Source organism: Nocardioides sp. (assembly GCF_029937575.1).
Lineage (GTDB): Bacteria > Actinomycetota > Actinomycetes > Propionibacteriales > Nocardioidaceae > Nocardioides.
The window spans coordinates 1-15725 of the sequence record NZ_JAPYPS010000017.1; the positions used below are offsets into that span (position 1 = coordinate 1).

Annotated in this window: 12 protein-coding genes; 6 read left to right on the plus strand and 6 right to left on the minus strand. The window is 69.9% G+C overall.

Going from position 1 to position 15725, the window contains the following annotated elements; all coding sequences use genetic code 11:
* Positions 1 to 226: 226 nt before the first annotated feature.
* The gene (locus Q1K33_RS08230; protein WP_300402595.1) at positions 227 to 1069 is read right to left on the minus strand and encodes a DMT family transporter; all 843 of its coding nucleotides are present in this window, start codon (positions 1067 to 1069) and stop codon (positions 227 to 229) included.
* A gap of 117 nt (positions 1070 to 1186) precedes the next feature.
* Positions 1187 to 1414 (minus strand): hypothetical protein, encoded by a 228-nt coding sequence (locus tag Q1K33_RS08235; protein WP_300402597.1) that lies wholly within the window; start codon positions 1412 to 1414, stop codon positions 1187 to 1189.
* A 358-nt stretch (positions 1415 to 1772) separates the two neighbouring features.
* Here Q1K33_RS08235 and Q1K33_RS08240 point away from each other — a divergent pair, with 358 nt between their 5' ends.
* On the plus strand, positions 1773 to 3854 hold the full coding sequence (locus Q1K33_RS08240; RefSeq protein ID WP_300402599.1) for a DNA topoisomerase IV subunit B: 2082 nt from the start codon (positions 1773 to 1775) through the stop codon (positions 3852 to 3854).
* Between the two features lie 99 nt (positions 3855 to 3953).
* On the opposite strand, the gene Q1K33_RS08245 is transcribed toward Q1K33_RS08240, so the two are convergent.
* The 4 genes from Q1K33_RS08245 to Q1K33_RS08260 are packed head-to-tail and all read right to left on the minus strand — an operon-like array spanning position 3954 to position 9482.
* Entirely contained in the window at positions 3954 to 4448 is a 495-nt protein-coding gene (locus tag Q1K33_RS08245; protein ID WP_300402601.1) for a carbonic anhydrase, read from the minus strand.
* Between the two features lie 18 nt (positions 4449 to 4466).
* Positions 4467 to 6227: an MFS transporter gene (locus tag Q1K33_RS08250; protein ID WP_300402603.1), complete on the minus strand. Its 1761-nt coding sequence runs from the start codon at positions 6225 to 6227 to the stop codon at positions 4467 to 4469.
* 40 nt (positions 6228 to 6267) lie between these two features.
* Positions 6268 to 6990, minus strand: coding sequence for an LppX_LprAFG lipoprotein (locus tag Q1K33_RS08255; protein WP_300402605.1), 723 nt, complete (start codon positions 6988 to 6990; stop codon positions 6268 to 6270).
* Between the two features lie 5 nt (positions 6991 to 6995).
* Positions 6996 to 9482 (minus strand): DNA topoisomerase IV subunit A, encoded by a 2487-nt coding sequence (locus Q1K33_RS08260; protein ID WP_300402607.1) that lies wholly within the window; start codon positions 9480 to 9482, stop codon positions 6996 to 6998.
* Positions 9483 to 9678: 196 nt separating this feature from the next.
* Between Q1K33_RS08260 and Q1K33_RS08265 the strand changes: the two genes are divergently transcribed.
* The 5 genes from Q1K33_RS08265 to Q1K33_RS08285 all read left to right on the plus strand — a co-directional run bounded on the left by Q1K33_RS08265 (position 9679) and on the right by Q1K33_RS08285 (position 15634).
* Positions 9679 to 10371, plus strand: a complete 693-nt coding sequence (locus tag Q1K33_RS08265) for a hypothetical protein (RefSeq protein ID WP_300402609.1) — start codon at positions 9679 to 9681, stop codon at positions 10369 to 10371.
* Between the two features lie 98 nt (positions 10372 to 10469).
* On the plus strand, positions 10470 to 13199 hold the full coding sequence (locus tag Q1K33_RS08270; protein ID WP_300402611.1) for a bifunctional GNAT family N-acetyltransferase/acetate--CoA ligase family protein: 2730 nt from the start codon (positions 10470 to 10472) through the stop codon (positions 13197 to 13199).
* A gap of 39 nt (positions 13200 to 13238) precedes the next feature.
* Complete coding sequence (locus Q1K33_RS08275; RefSeq protein ID WP_300402613.1) at positions 13239 to 13868, plus strand: LysE family translocator; 630 nt, start codon at positions 13239 to 13241, stop codon at positions 13866 to 13868.
* Positions 13869 to 13903: 35 nt separating this feature from the next.
* The gene (locus Q1K33_RS08280; protein WP_300402615.1) at positions 13904 to 14485 is read left to right on the plus strand and encodes a DUF5998 family protein; all 582 of its coding nucleotides are present in this window, start codon (positions 13904 to 13906) and stop codon (positions 14483 to 14485) included.
* A gap of 3 nt (positions 14486 to 14488) precedes the next feature.
* A complete protein-coding gene (locus Q1K33_RS08285; RefSeq protein ID WP_300402617.1) occupies positions 14489 to 15634 on the plus strand; it encodes a nucleotide pyrophosphatase/phosphodiesterase family protein in 1146 nt (381 codons plus the stop codon).
* Positions 15635 to 15725: the final 91 nt, after the last annotated feature.

A 15725-nucleotide genomic window follows, 5' to 3' on the forward strand; every position in this document is an offset into this window, starting at 1 on the left:
ACCTGGACTGAGAAGAGCCTGGTCCGGACCACGACTGCCCGACGCCGTACGGCGTCGGGCGGTCGCGCATTTCGGCCAAAAAGGCCGCCAGGCCGAATCCGGTGGCTGGGGGGCAGTCCATCGGCGCGGCCTGGCGATGGAACAAGCATGACACTAATCGGTCCCAGGTGACAGTCGGGGGCCGAAGTTCGAAGCAAATTTGTCGTTCGGAGCCCCTCGAGAGCGCTCAGGCGACGGTGATCAGACCCACCGCGACCGCGCACAGCAGCAGCCCCACGCCCTGGTCACGGTGGATGCGTTCGCGCAGCAGCGCCGCGGCCAGCAGCACGGTGAAGGCGGGGTAGAGCGAGGTGATCACGGCCGAGATCGTGAGCAGCCCGGTCTGCGTCGCGATGAGGAAGAGCACGGTGGCCGCGGCGCCGAGGATGCCGGAGACCATGCCGACGTACGCCATCGGCCGACGTGGCCAGAACGCGTGACCCATGGCGAGGGCCAGGCCGGCGACGATCGTGGTGCCGACCACCTGGTTGAGGGCGAGGGGGAGCAGCCCCGACTCCTCGGGGATCTGACCCAGGGCGGCGAAGAGGAGGCCGAAGCCGAGGCCGGCCAGCACGCCGTCCACCACTCCGGACGCGGCGGAGCCGGAGGTGGTGCTCGGGTCGGGCGCCGGCTCGCGCGCCACCAACCAGATGGCGGGCAGCGCGGCGAGGATGCCGACCCACGCGAGAAGTCCGGGGCGTTCACCGGTGACCAGCCCCACCAGGAGCGGCACGAGTGCGGCACCGACGCCCGAGATCGGCGCCACCACACCCATCCTCCCCGAGGAGAGACCGCGGTAGAGGAACGCCGTGCCCACACCGTTGCCGAGGCCTGCCAGCAGGGCCCACCCGACGTCTGTGCCCCGGGGAGAGCCATCCACGAGCAGGCTCAGGACGAGGATGGCCAGGGCGCCGCCGAGCTGAGCCATGAAGGCGATCGTCCACGGACTGATCCGACGCGAGACGACGCCGCCGACGAAGTCGGACAGTCCATAGGCCAGGGCGGCACACAGGGAGAGAACGATGGCCACGGGAGCAACTTCGCACGCGTCTGCTTCGTCGAGGTATCCGGGTGGTGAAAACGCGCTCGACCCCGGACCGAGGTCCGGGGTCGAGCGGTGGTCGGGCGCGGCCTGGCCGCGAGCGCGTCAGGCGTCGTCGGAGGACGGCGTCGGGGTGGCGGTGAGCTTGTGGGTCTCGTCCACCACGACCTCGGCGACCTCGGCGAGCTTGTCGCCGTGCTCGCGAGCGTGGTGGGCGCAGAAGAGGAGCTCGCCACCGGTCTGGAGCTCGACGCGCAGGTAAGCCTGGGCGCCGCAGCGGTCGCAGCGGTCCTCAGCAGTCAGGGAGGTGCTGGGGGCGGTCGCAGTCGTCATGTCGGCCTCTTCTCATCTCGGTCTGTGCCGGTTCCAACGTATCCAGCGGGGTCAAGATTCCCGATTCGGGGTGGCTCACACCACATCGGTGGGGTGGATTCTCGCATCGGGTGGAACTGGTCCTCGTGGAGCGGTGGTGCTGTTCGTCGTGCCTGCACCAAGTGTGACGTCCGGCCGGTAACTCCGGATGCACAATCAGGTGACGATCCCGAGATCGTGTCCTCATCGTGACGTTCGGGGTGCAGGCGAGCCTGCATCGGTCCCCGGCGTGTCGCTAGTAGATTCGTCGGTGACCGGGTGTCCGGATTGGTGGGGCGCCCCGCCGCCACCACTCGACCCACCAGCACCACGCACGTCGATGTCGCAGGAGCTCACGATCGCTGACAACACCTACAACGCCGCCCACCTCCTCGTGCTCGAGGGGCTGGAGGCGGTGCGCAAACGCCCGGGGATGTACATCGGCTCGACCGACACCCGGGGCTTGATGCACTGCCTGTGGGAGATCATCGACAACGGGGTCGACGAGGCCCTTGCCGGTGCCGCACACCGCGTCGAGGTGACGCTGCACCCTGACGGGTCCGCCGAGGTGCACGACGACGGCCGTGGCATCCCGACCGACAAGGAGCCCAAGACCGGCCTTCCCGGCGTCGAGGTCGTGGCGACCAAGCTGCACGCCGGTGGCAAGTTCGGGGGCGGCTCGTACGTCGCCACAGGCGGCCTGCACGGCGTCGGGCTCTCGGTGGTCAACGCACTGTCCTCCCGGATGGACATCGACGTGGATCGGTCGCCGGCCTCTCGGGGACTCAGCTTCCACCGGGGTGCGGCCGGTGTCTTCGACGGCGACGGTCCCAGCGCCACCTTCACCCCGCAGAGCGGCCTGACGCGCAAGGGTGGTCGGGTCGCGAAGACGAAGTCCGGCACCCGGATCCGTTTCTGGCCGGACCGCCAGATCTTCACCAAGGACGCGACGTTCGAGTTCGAGGGTCTGCTCGGCCGTGCTCGACAGACGTCGTTCATCGTGCCCGGTCTCGAGCTCGTCATCCGCGACCTGCGCGGGGAGACGCCGGTGGAGGAGAAGTTCCGCCACGACGGTGGCATCGCGGAGTTCACCGAGTACCTCTCGTCGGACGAACCCGTCACCGAGGTGCTGCGGATCCAGGGCTCGGGTGCCTTCACCGAGACGGTGCCGATGCTGGACGCCAAGGGCCACATGACCCCGCAGGACGTCGAGCGCAACCTGGGCGTCGACATCGCCGTGCGCTGGGGCACGGGCTACGACACCGAGGTGCGCTCGTTCGTCAACGTGATCGCCACCCCCAAGGGCGGCAAGCACGTCTCCGGCTTCGAGGGTGCCCTGACCAAGACGTTCAACGACGCCATGCGTGCGGTGAAGGTGCTCAAGGTCAACGACGCCGACGTGATCAAGGAGGACGTCCTCGAGGGGATGACCGCTGTGGTGACCGTGCGGCTCGCGGAGCCGCAGTTCGAGGGGCAGACCAAGGAGATCCTCGGTACGCCGGCTGTGCTCGGCGTGGTCAAGAAGGTCGTCTCGGCCGAGCTCAAGACGTTCCTCACCTCCACCAAGCGGGCCGAGAAGGCTCAGGCGCGCCTGCTGATGGAGAAGGTCCTCGGTGCCTCCAAGACCCGGATCGCCGCGCGTCAGCACAAGGAGACCCAGCGCCGCAAGAACGCCCTGGAGTCGTCCACACTGCCCTCCAAGCTGGCCGACTGCCGCTCGGGCGACAACGACCGGACCGAGCTGTTCATCGTCGAGGGGGACTCCGCGCTCGGCACCGCCAAGCTCGCGCGCAACTCGGAGTTCCAAGCGCTGCTGCCTATCCGCGGCAAGATCCTGAACGTCCAGAAGGCCTCGGTCGGCGACATGCTCAAGAACGCCGAGTGCGCCTCGATCATCCAGGTCGTGGGCGCCGGCTCGGGTCGTACCTTCGAGCTCGAGGCGCGTCGCTACGGTCGGATCATCTTCATGGCCGACGCCGACTCCGACGGGGCGCACATCCGCTGCCTGCTCGCCACGCTGTTCTTCAAGTACATGCCCGACCTGATCGCCGAGGGGCGGGTCTTCACCGCCGTACCGCCTCTGCACCGTGTCGAGATCTCCAACCCGCGCAAGGGTCAGGACAAGTACGTCTACACGTACTCCGACGACGAGCTGCGTCGCAAGCTCGCGGAGCTGAAGAAGAAGAACACCAAGTGGAAGGACCCGGTCCAGCGCTACAAGGGTCTGGGAGAGATGGACGCCAGTCAGCTGGCCGAGACCACGATGGACCCGCGCCACCGCACCCTGCGCAAGCTCACGATCGACGACGCGGACGCCGCGACCTCGGTCTTCGAGCTGCTGATGGGGGCCGAGGTGGCGCCGCGCAAGGAGTTCATCGTCCAGGGCGCCTACGAGGTGGACGTCGAGACGTTGGACGCGTGATGCCGTCCGCCATGCCACCGAGTCCCCGCGCCCGGTCCGCCGCCACGCGCGCTGGAGCCGGCGTCGCAGGTGGCGGGCTCGCCGGCGGAGCTCGCCTGATCAGTACTTGCGGTCGATGAGGCCGGTGTCGACGTCGTAGACGAAGCCGCCCACTGCCACGTCCTCGGGGACGAGCGGGTGGGTGCGGAGCTTCTGGACGTCGTCGGCGAGTGACTCGAGCTGGTCGGCCGTCGCGGTGATCGTGAGCCACGAGGCGTCCTGACCGGCCGAGGCCTCGATCCGCTCGCGTAGGTCCTGGGTGGTGCTGCTGGCCATGGCGCAACGTGTGTGAGCCACGATCAGGATCCGCTTGACCCCCAGCAGGTGCACGGCGATGACCAGCGCCTCGAGCGTGGTGTGGGTGACGCGGCCGCCCGGCGTACGCAGGATCTTGGCGTCGCCCAGCTTGAGACCGAGCATCTCGAGGGGCTCGATCCGCGAGTCCATGCACGTGACGATGCCGACGCCCGCCTTGGCGATGCCGTCGAACCCGCCGTCGGAGAAGGATTCGGCGTAGGCAGCGTTAGCCTCGACCAGGTCCACGAAGTCAGCCACGGGCGCAAGGTTATCCATTCATCCCCCCGAACGCATGACAGCACCCGTGTCGAGGCCGCGTGTCGGGGCTCCTCGGAACAGGATCATCGCGGCGACTGCGGCCAGGAGGGCGAAGAGCGCTGCGCCCTCGAAGACGGCCCGCTCCTGCAGGATGCCGAGCTCGGTGACGCTCAGCTCGGGGTTGGCCGCGCCTGCGTCGTAGAGCTGGGCGAGGCCCCAGGTGGTGAGGACGGAGATGCCCACGAGCATGCCGATCATCCGGGCCACCACGACCAGAGCGCTGGCGATCCCGTGCGTGTCGTCGCGCGTGGTGGCCAGGATGGCGGCGTTGACGGGAGCCAGGGCCAGGCCGAAGCCGAGTCCGCAGAGGACGAGCGGGACGTTCGAGGAGAACGCATCCAGGCTGGTCTCGCCCCACGTCGACATCCACCAGAAAGATCCTGCGGACAGCAGCATCCCCACGCCGGTGATGGGTCCCGCCGCCACGCTGCGCACGAGGTAGCCGCCGACGACCGCTCCCGCGGGCAGTGCGACGAGGAAGCGCAGCAGCACGAGAGCGGCGCCCAGCTGGGTGTCGTACGTCGTCGTGCGGGCGAAGAGGGGGATGTCGACGAGCGCTGCGATCAGCGCCCAACCCACCAACAGGCTCACGACGAGCGATCCCCAGGCCGGCATCGCCCGCAGGGTTCCGGGCGGGACGAGGGGGTTGGTGCTACGTCGAAGATGGATGACGAGGGCCACGATCGCGAGCGCCGAGGCGGCCAGCAGCCATGGTCCCTGAGGCGAGAAAACCGACACCTCGGGGTCTGCGGTGGCGAAGGCCAGGACGATGCCGCCGAGCGCCACCGCCAGGTACGTCGCGCCGGCAAGGTCGGCGGCTGCGAGGCTGCGACCCCACGAACGCGCGTCGACGAGGGGGCGGCGAGCGGTGAGGCACCGCACCACGAACAGGAGCAGGGCGGCGACGGCGACCAGTCCCAGCGGGGACAGCCACCGGCCCGAGGCGACGACGGGGGTGAAGAGCTCGCCGTAGGTGAGGTCCAGGTAGAGCCGGTCGGGCGGGTAGAGCACGAGCACGGCACCGGCTGCTGCGAGCAGCAGTGCCGCGCCGCCGATGAGGTCGGGCGGCCCGCGGCGCTGGTCGTCTGCAGTCGCGGAGCCGTGCGGCTCGTCGAGCGCGGCTGCCTGAGCGTCCTCACGACGCAGGACCCGCACGACGACCACGAGCAGCACCGCGACCGACGCGTTGATCGCGAAGATCGCCCGCCACGACGACACCGAGAGCACGGCTGCCCCGAAGAGTGGCCCGAGCACGGAGCCGAACTCCTGGACCGCCGAGACCAGGCCCAGGGGCAGGCCGCGCCGCTCGACGGGGTAGAGCGCGGCGACGAGGGCCATGGTCGCGGGCACGAGACCACCGCCGCCGAGTCCTTGCAGGAAACGTCCGGCGACGACGCTGGTCAGGTCGTACCCGACGGCGGTGACCAGGGAGCCGACGGTGAAGGTGGACAGGGAGGCGACGAGCACCGGCACCGGGCCACGCAGGTCCGCGACACGGCCGATCAGCGGCAGGACGGCGACGTACCCGAGCAGGAACCCGGAGATGATCGGGGCAGCGCGCTGGAGATCCTGGGCGCTGATGCCGACCGACGTCATCATCTCCGGCAGTGCCAGGACGACGACGTAGGTGTCGATGGCGGCGAAGGCCACCGCGACGGCACCGAAGATCAGCAGGGTGCGCGAGCGCCGGTCGAGCACGGCAGGGCTCGGGGGGCTCATGCGTTCCTCATCGCGGGTGCCCGGGAGGGATCACGCTCCGTCAGGGAGCGGTGATCTCCTGCGTGACGCCGTACTCGGTGACCGCGATCGTGTAGGTGATCTCCCCGCCTCCGGAGAAGAACTCGCCGGTGAGCTCGGCGGCTCGCAGCTGACCCTCCTCGTTGACGGTGAAGGTCGCCTGGAAGGTGTCACCCGGTGCGCACGGCAGGATCGCGGCGACCGCGTCCCCGGGGACCGCGGCGGTGTACGGCGTGACGATGACCGCGTTGTCGTCGGCGGCGCGCCGCTTCTCGCCCGCTTCGATCTCCGTGGCCGCGACCAGGACGTTGGAGACACCGGTGTCCGGGTCGAGGAGCAGTGCCGGGTCCGGGGCGCACAACTCGGCTGGGTCGTAGGTGTCCCACCCGATGATGGGGGCGTTGACGTAGAAGTCGCCGTCGACCGAGCGGACCTCGATGTCCTCGGCGTCGAAGCCGAGGAACCGGCCGCCGGCCGTGCCCTGGAACGCCGGAGCATCGGTGATGACCCCGTCGGCGCTCCGGAGGAAGTCGCCGTCGGGTCGCTCGTCCTCGGTCGAGAGCGAGAGCCGCACCCCGGACGTCTCGTCCAGCTCCACCTTGGCCTGGGCCAGGACCTCCTCGGGCGTCGCACCGGCCGTGTCAGCGTCGGGAGCGTCGGGGGAGTCGTCGCTGCTGCACGCGGAAAGGGAGAGCGTCAGCAGAGCTGCGCCGGCCCCGACCGCTGCGCGTCGGGTCAGGGTCATGGGCGTCAGCCTGTCACATCGTCGGGCACGCCGGCCCCGATGCGGACGGCCACCGGACCCGAGCAGGCGGCGATCGGCTGCGCTCCGGGGACGCCCGAGCCGTCGCGACGCCCCTGCGCCGCGGGGAGCGCCACCGGCGCCCCGCTCGAGGCGGCAGCGCGCGCGGGCGCTGCGCCCACCCAGGCGAAGACCAGGGCGTCCTCGCCCTTGAGGAAGCGGTGGCATCGCACGCCGCCGGTGGCGCGCCCCTTGGGCGGGTACTCCGCGAAGGGGGTCACCTTCACCAGCCCCGGCTCGGTGCCGGGCAGAGCCGTCGACGAACCGGAGGCCGTGACGAGCACCGAGCCCTCGGGAGCATCCGGATCGACGACGCCGAACCACGCCACCTGCTGCCCGACGCTCAGCTTGATGCCGGCCATCCCGCCGCCGGAGCGACCTTGCGGCCGCACGACGGAGGCCGAGAAGTGCAGCAGCTGGGCGTCGGTGGACACGAAGCACAGGGTCTCGTCGCCGGTGGCCAGCTCGACGGCGCCGACGACCTCGTCGCCGTCCTTGAGGCCGATGACCTCCCACTCGTCGCGGCCGAGCACCTCGGGGTTCACCCTCTTGACCGTGCCGTCGCGCGTGCCGAGTGCCAGGCCGGGGCCCTCGCCGCTCAGGGTGCACAGCGCCAGGGCACGCTCCTTCGGCGCCAGCGGGAGCACCTCGCTCAGCGGCAGCCCGCCGGACAGGTTGGGGTCGTTGGCCGACGGGGGGAGCGCCGGAAGGTCCAGCACCCCCAGGCGCAGCAGCCGACCGGCCGAGGTGAGCACGCCGATCTCGCCGCGGGCGGTGGTGCGCACCACCGATGTCACGACGTCGTGGTTGGCGCGGTCGTCGCCTTGACCGACCTCGGTGCCGGTCGTGCGGGCGAGCAGCCCACTCGCCGACATCAGGGCGAAGCACGGGTCGTCGGGAACCTCGAGCGGTGCGGTCGCCGCCGTGACCGTCGTACCGGCCGACTGGAGCAGGACCGTACGACGGGGGGTGCCGTAGGTCTTGGCGACCTCGGCCAGCTCCTCGGAGACGAGCTTCTGGAGGAGCTTCTCGTCGGCGAGGATGGCGTCGAGCTCCTCGATCTCGCGGCGCAGCTGCTCCTGCTCCTTCTCCAGCTCGATCTTGCTGAACCGGGTCAGCCGGCGCAGCTGCATCTCGAGGATGTAGTCGGCCTGGGGCTGGGAGAGCTCGAAGACGGTCTGCAGGCGCTCGCGTGCGCCGGCGGCGTCGTCACTGGTGCGGATCACCTGGATGACCTCGTCGATGTCGAGCAGCGCGACGAGTAGCCCGTCGACCAGGTGGAGTCGGTCGGCCTTCTTGTTGCGCCGGAAGAGCGATCGACGCCGTACGACGTCGTAGCGGTGCTTGAGGAAGACCTCGAGCAGCTCCTTGAGACCGAGGGTACGGGGTTGTCCGTCGACGAGCGCCACGTTGTTGATGCCGAAGGAGTCCTCGAGCGGCGTCATCTTGTAGAGCTGCTCGAGCAGCGCCTCGGGCACGAAGCCGTTCTTGACCTCGATGACCAGCTGCAGGCCCTTGTCGCGGTCGGTGAGGTCCTTGATGTCGGAGATGCCCTGGAGCTTCTTGCCCTGCACGAGGGTCTTGATCCGCTCCATCACCTTCTCGGTGCCCACGGCGTAGGGGAGCTCGGTGACGACGATCGCCTTGCGACGCCCGATGGTCTCGATCCGGGCGGTGGCACGCATCCGGAAGGAGCCGCGGCCGGTCTCGTAGGCGTCGCGGATCCCGTCGAGGCCGACGATCTTCCCACCGGTCGGCAGGTCGGGTCCGGGGATGAAGCGCATCAGGTCGTCGAGGGAGGCCCGGGGAGTCTTGATCAGGTGCCGCAGGGCGGCGATCACCTCGACGAGGTTGTGGGGTGCGCAGTTGGTCGCCATCCCGACAGCGATGCCGGTCGTGCCGTTGACCAGCAGGTGCGGGATCGCTGCCGGCAGCACGGAGGGCTCGAGCTCGCGGGAGTCGTAGTTGGGTCGGAAGTCGACGGTGTCCTCGTCGATGTCGGCCGTCATCGCGACCGCGGCCGGCGCCATCCGGCACTCGGTGTAGCGCATCGCCGCAGGGGAGTCGTCCGGTGAGCCGAAGTTGCCGTGTCCGTCGACGGTGGGCACCCGCATCGCGAACGGCTGGGTCATCCGCACCAGCGCGTCGTAGATGGCGCTGTCGCCGTGCGGGTGCAGCCGGCCCATCACCTCACCGACGACCCGGGCGCTCTTGACGTGCCCGCGGTCGGGCCGCAGGCCCATGTCGTTCATCGTGTAGAGGATGCGCCGCTGGACCGGCTTCAGGCCGTCGCGCGCGTCGGGGAGTGCCCGGGAGTAGATGACGGAGTAGGAGTACTCCAGGAACGAGTTGCGCATCTCCTCGCCGATGTCGATGTCGAGGATGTGCTCCTCGAAGTCGTCGGGGAGCTCAGGGGGAGTGGTACGGCGTGCCATGGAGTCATTCTCACGGTTGCGGAGGGCAGATGTGCGCCGGGCACGCCGTCGTCGACACCTGTCGTGAAGCAGCACAGAATGCGGGCGAGTGCAACACCCTAGGAGGTGATAGTCACAACGAGCCATAGCCGACGACCGATCGGACCTGGAAATGTCGGGGCGTTGTTCCGCAGTCACCCCCAACCCAGGAGATCTCGTGTTCCAGTCCAAGAAGCTATCGGGAGCCGCGCTCGTCGTCGCGCTGCTCGCACTCGTCATGTCGCTCGGCGGGACGTCCTACGCGGCCAAGCTGATCACCGGCAAGGACATCAAGAACGGCTCGGTCACCAACAAGGACGTCAAGAAGTCGACCCTGACCGGCAAGCAGATCAAGAACGGCTCGATCAAGTCGGCCGACCTGGCCTCCGGTGTGGGCGAGACCCAGCTGGTCTACAAGAAGCTCACCCCGACGTCGGGTGCGAGCTACGACGCCGCTCGCGGCAACGCCCCCGAGGTCGTGATGTTCAGCGAGGGCCCGCTGTCGGTCGTCGCCAAGTGCTTCACCGACGAGAGCGGTCCCACCACCTACTCGGTCACCTACATCAAGTCGTCGACCAACGGGTCGGTCTTCGACAGCGACTACAGCAACCTGGAGGGTGGATCCTTCGAGGACTTCCTCAACACCGGCACCGACGAGGACGACCGTGAGATGTGGGACGCCTCGGCCAGCGACGACGACTCGGAGTTCTACGGCAACCACAGCACCGAGTTCACCGCGGTGGCCGCTGACGGGACTGCCATCGCAGGGTTCGTGAGCAACGGCGCGAAGCGCGGCACCTTGCTCGGTGGCAACGGTGCCTACGGGCCGGGCAACGCCTGCCTGGCCACCGCTCAGGTCTGGAGCAACTGAGTCCGGACCGCAGCAGGCGTATCGACTGACCGGCGGTGCGCCGCGGGCCTCGGCCCGTGGCGCGTCGCCTGTCGTCGCTCAACGGTAGGCTCTGCAGCGTGACCACGGACCCCCACAGCGTGGCCGGCGTGGCCGATCTGGCCGACAACGCCTCGGCCCCCCGCCACTGGGAGGCCGACGTCCTGCTCCGTGACGGGCGCACGGCCCACATCCGGCCGATCGTGGCGGCCGACGCCGACCTGCTGGTGCAGTTCTACTCGCGGGTCTCGGACCGCTCGAAGTACTACCGCTTCTTCAGCCCGATGCCCAACCTCTCCGAGCGAGACGTGAAGCGGTTCACCGTGGTCGATCACGACCACCGCGTCGCCCTGGTGATGGTCCTGCAGGGTCAGATGATCGCCGTGGGCCGCTACGACGTCATCGGGGACGGCGAGGCCGAGGTCGCCTTCCTGGTCGAGGACCAGCACCACGGCCGAGGCATCGCCCAGCTCCTGCTCGAGCACCTCGCCCAGGCGGCCCGCGAGCGGGGCATCGAGCGCTTCATCGCCGAGGTGCTGCCCGACAACCAGGCCATGATTCACACCTTCCGTGACGCGGGCTACCGCGTCGCGAGCGGCTACGAGGACGGCGTCCTGAGCCTGGAGTTCTCGATCGACCCCACGGACACCTCGATCGGGGTGATGCGCGGGCGCGAGCACCGCGCCGAGGCAGCCTCCATCGAACGGTTCTTCAACCCGCGCTCGATCGCGGTGATCGGCGCCAGCCGCCGCCAGGACACCATCGGGCAGGTGCTGGTCCGCAACCTGGTCAGCAACGACTTCACCGGACGGATCTACGCGGTCAACCCGAGCGCGCCGGCCGTGTCCGGCCTGCCGTCGTACAAGAGCGTCACCGACATCCCCGACGACGTCGACGTCGCGATCGTCGCGGTGCCGGCCGAGGCGGTCAACGACGTCGTCCTGGACTGTGCGGCCAAGGGCGTGCACGGGATGATCGTGATCTCCTCGGGCTTCGCTGAGGTCGGCGAGGAGGGCCGCAAGCGACAGCGCCACCTGGTCGGGCTGTCCCGGTCCTACGGGTTGCGCCTGATCGGACCCAACTGCCTCGGCGTCATCAACACCGACCCGACCGTCTCGGTCAACGCGTCGTTGTCCTCGGTGATGCCGCCCCGCGGCCGCGCCGGCTTCTTCTGCCAGTCGGGTGCACTCGGCTCGGCGATCCTGGAGAAGGTGCAGAACCGTGGCCTCGGCCTGACCACCTTCGTCAGCGCCGGCAACCGTGCCGACGTCTCCGGCAACGACCTCCTGCAGTACTGGGAGGAGGACGACGCGACCGAGGTCGTGCTGCTCTACCTCGAGTCCATCGGTAACCCGCGCAAGTTCTCCCGCATCGCGCGCCGGGTCTCGCTGCGCAAGCCGATCATCGCGGTGCGGTCGGGGCGCACCACGCAGGGTGTGCCGATGGGCCACGCCGTACGACGGATCGTGGCGCCGCCCGAGGCCCTGGACGCGATGTTCAAGCAGGCAGGCATCATCCAGGTCGACACCCTCGAGGAGATGTTCGACGTCGCGCAGCTGCTGGCGCACCAGCCGCTGCCGCGTGGACGACGCGTCGCCATCGTCGGCAACTCCGACGCCCTCGGCCTGCTGGCCGCCGACGCCGCGGCGGCCGTGGGTCTGCTCGTCGCTCGGACGGTGACGCTCAGCGCCGAGCCGAGCGCCGAGGACTTCGAGGACGCCCTCGACGACGCCATCGACGACCCCGAGGTCGACGCGGTGGTCGCGGTCTACATCCCGCCGCTCAACGTCTCCGGCGAGGACGTCGCCAACGTGCTCGCCGCGGTCGGCGAGCAGTCCGACAAGCCGCTCGTCTCCTCGTTCCTGGGCGCCGAGGGCGTGCCCGAGCTGCTGCGGGTGCCCGACGTCGCCGGCTCCGACGCGGGTCGCGGCTCGGTGCCGTCCTACCCGGCGGTCGAGGCGGCCGTGCGGGCCATGGCCCGCGTCGTGGACTACGCCGTCTGGCTGCGCACCCCCGACGGGCCGTCGTCCGACCCAGGTGACGTCGACGCGTTCTCGGCCAAGCGGATCCTCAACGAAGCACTGGCTGCCCACCCCGAGGGTGCGCAGCTCAGCCGGGACGAGGTCGCTGCGCTCCTGGAGACCTACGGCATCTCCGTGTGGGAGTCCGTCGCCGTGGCCAGCGTGAAGGAGGCCCAGGCCGCGGGTCGACGTCTGGGCTGGGACGTCGTGCTCAAGGCCACGGCCGAAGGGTTGCGCGAGCGCCCCGACCTGGCCCACGTCTGGCGCAACATCGACACCGCAGCCGAGATGCGCACGGCCTGGGACTCTCTCACGGACCTGGTCAAGGACGCCTCGCTGGCCGACTTCGTCGTCCAGAAGAACGCTGCCGCGGGGGTTCCGGTGGCGATCAAGTCCATGGAGGACCCGCTCTTCGGGCCGGTCGTGTCCTTCGGGATCTCCGGTCCGATCATCGACCTGCTGGCCGACCGGTCCTACCGGATCCCGCCGCTGGGGGAGCGTGACGTCTCGACCATGGTGCGCGAAGTGAAGAGCTCGCCGATCCTGTTCGGCTACCGGGGGGCCGAGCCGATCAACGTGGCCGCGGTCGAGCATCTCATCAGCCGGGTCGCGCAGATGCAGAACGACCTGCCGCAGCTCAGCGCGCTCGAGCTCTCCCTGGTGCTGGCCGGGGTCGAGGAGGCCACCGTGCTCACGGCCTCCGCGAGGGTCGCGCCGGTCGCCGACCCGCGCTCCGACCACTTCGTGCGCCGCCTGCCGGACCACCCCGGGGACACCATTCCCGAGTAGTAGTGGCGCCCTGCGTCATCCAGCTGAGACCATCCTCTCGTGCCCACATCGAGCCAGTGGATCGCCTTCCTGGTGGCCTCCATCCTCTTCATCCAGGTCCCCGGGCCGAGCCTGCTCTTCATGCTCGGTCGCGCCCTGACGGTCAGCCGTCGCGAGGCCCTCATCTCGGTGCTCGGCAACGCCCTCGGCCTGATGGTCCAGGTCGTGCTGGTCGCTGTCGGCCTCGGCGCCGTGGTCGCGGCGAGCGCCACGGCGTACACCGTCCTGAAGGTGGTCGGGGCCGCCTACATCGTCTGGCTGGGGCTCAAGGCGATCCGGCACCGCGGTGATGCGCGTCGGGCGTTGCTGGAGGGAGCACGGGTGCCGACCCGGCGCGGGCAGGCGCTCACGACAGGTCTCGTAGTCGGGCTGACCAACCCGAAGACCATCGTCTTCTTCGTCGCCTTCCTGCCCCAGTTCACCTCCGACGCCGGACCCGCCGGGGCTCAGATCGCTCTCCTGGGCCTGGTCTTCGCGGTCCTCGCCGTGCTCTCCGACAGCACGTGGGCCGTGCTCGCCGGCGCGGCCAAGCAGTGGTTCGCGCGCAAGCCCGCCCGCCTCGACGCCCTGGGGGCGGCCGGCGGGACGATGATGATCGGCCTGGGTGTGACCCTGGTGGCGACCGAGTAGCCGGGCGCCCGTGGCACCCGTGACACACTGACGCCGTGCGCCGCCCCCTCGACGATCTCGACCACGCTCGTGACCTCCGCAAGGCCATCGACCGCACGGGCTACTACCCCGAGGTGGTCGGCGACGCCGTCGACGGGGCCGTGGCCGGTGAAGCCGTCCGAGCCTTCTTCGTGCACCACGAGCCGACGTTCGAGCGCGACGAGGTGCGCCGTCACCTCAGTGTCATCGTGCTCACCCCGAGCCGCCTGATCCTGGCGCACACCGACGAGCATGCGGGCGACGACCTGTTGCCCGAGCCCTACACCTCGACCTCCACCGAGGCGGTCAGCCTGACCGCGGTGAAGTCGGTCGTGGTCACGCGGATGACCGCCAACCCGACGGCAGGTCCGCAGCCGCCCGCCGAGGCCGTGATGACCATCGGCTGGGGCGGCGTCAGCCGTCTCGACCTGGAGCCCGCGGGCTGCAGCGACCCGCAGTGCGATGCCGACCACGGGTACGCCGGGGTCCTGGCCTCGGACGACTTCTCGCTGCGGGTCTCCGCGGCGGCAGACGGTCGCGACGCCGTGGGTGGACTGCTCGGGTTCGCGGCTGCGCTCTCGGCCAGCACGCAGCACTGAGTGGTGAGCGAGCACCCGATGGCGACCACTCCCGAGGCCTTCGTCGAGCCTGCCTACGGGCGCAGGTCCCTCGCGGACGTCATGCCGGCGGTCGCCGCGGCACTGGGGTCACCGCTGGCCCGCACGCCGACCGGTCTCACTCTGCCGGACGCGCCGTCGTACGTCGTGTTCCTCGTCGACGGACTCGGAGCGCGCCTGCTCGAGCGCTACGCCCACGCGGCGCCGTACCTCTCGTCGTTGCTGGTCGACAGCGAGCCGGGCACAGCCGGGGTGCCGTCCACGACGGCGACCAGCCTCACGTCCTTCGGCACCGGTCTCGGTCCCGGTGCGCACGGCCTGGTCGGCTTCACCGCCCGGGTGCCCGGCACCGACGCGCTGCTCAACCATCTCTGGTGGGACCAGAAGGTCGACCCGCTGGAGTGGCAGCCACACCCCACGTCGTTCGCGACGATGATGTCGGCAGGCGTCGACGTCACGGTCGTCAACAAGCGTGAGTTCCGCGACTCCGGCCTCACCGTCGCCTCGTCCCGGGGCGCGTCGTTCGTCGGTGCGGACAAGGTCGGCGAACGGATCGCCGCTGCGGTCTCCTCCTCGTCCGCGCGCCCCTCGATGACCTACCTCTACGACAGTGACCTCGACTGGACCGGGCACCGCTGGGGAGTCTCGTCCAGCCAGTGGTTGCAGCAGCTGGCGATGGTCGACGCCGAGGCCGAGCAGCTGCGCGAGACGCTTCCTGCCGACGTCCGCCTCGTCGTGGTCGCCGACCACGGCATGGTCGACTCACCGGCGGCGAGCCGCACCGACGTCGACACCGAGACGCACCTGCTCGACGGCGTCGCGCTCCTGGGTGGCGAGGCGCGGTTCCGTCACCTGTACTGCCGCAGCGGTGCCGTCGACGACGTCATCGCCACCTGGCGGGAGTCGTTGGCCGACAACGCCGACGTCCTGACCCGCGCCGAGGCGATCGCGCGCGGGTGGTTCGGGCCGGTCGACGCGCGCGTGCTGCCGCGCCTGGGCGACGTGGTGGTCGCGTGCCGTGGCGAGCACGGCGTCTTCGCGAGCGAGAAGTTCGACTACGAGACGACCCTCGTGGGCCTGCACGGCAGCCTGACGGCAGACGAGATGCTGATCCCCGTCCTGGTGGACTGATCTCGCGCCGCGACCGGGCTGCGGACGTCGTCTTCCGCTACTGGACCACCGTGCGCGGCTCGCCGCCGCTCAGGCCGGTGCCGGGGATGCG

Bases quoted from the DNA above. Each gene is read 5' to 3' on its own strand.
- Q1K33_RS08260 (WP_300402607.1), bottom strand. From the start codon at position 9,482: ATGGCACGCCGTACCACTCCCCCTGAGCTCCCCGACGACTTCGAGGAG.
- Q1K33_RS08240 (WP_300402599.1), top strand. From the start codon at position 1,773: ATGTCGCAGGAGCTCACGATCGCTGACAACACCTACAACGCCGCCCAC.
- Q1K33_RS08255 (WP_300402605.1), bottom strand. From the start codon at position 6,990: ATGACCCTGACCCGACGCGCAGCGGTCGGGGCCGGCGCAGCTCTGCTG.
- Q1K33_RS08235 (WP_300402597.1), bottom strand. From the start codon at position 1,414: ATGACGACTGCGACCGCCCCCAGCACCTCCCTGACTGCTGAGGACCGC.
- Q1K33_RS08250 (WP_300402603.1), bottom strand. From the start codon at position 6,227: ATGAGCCCCCCGAGCCCTGCCGTGCTCGACCGGCGCTCGCGCACCCTG.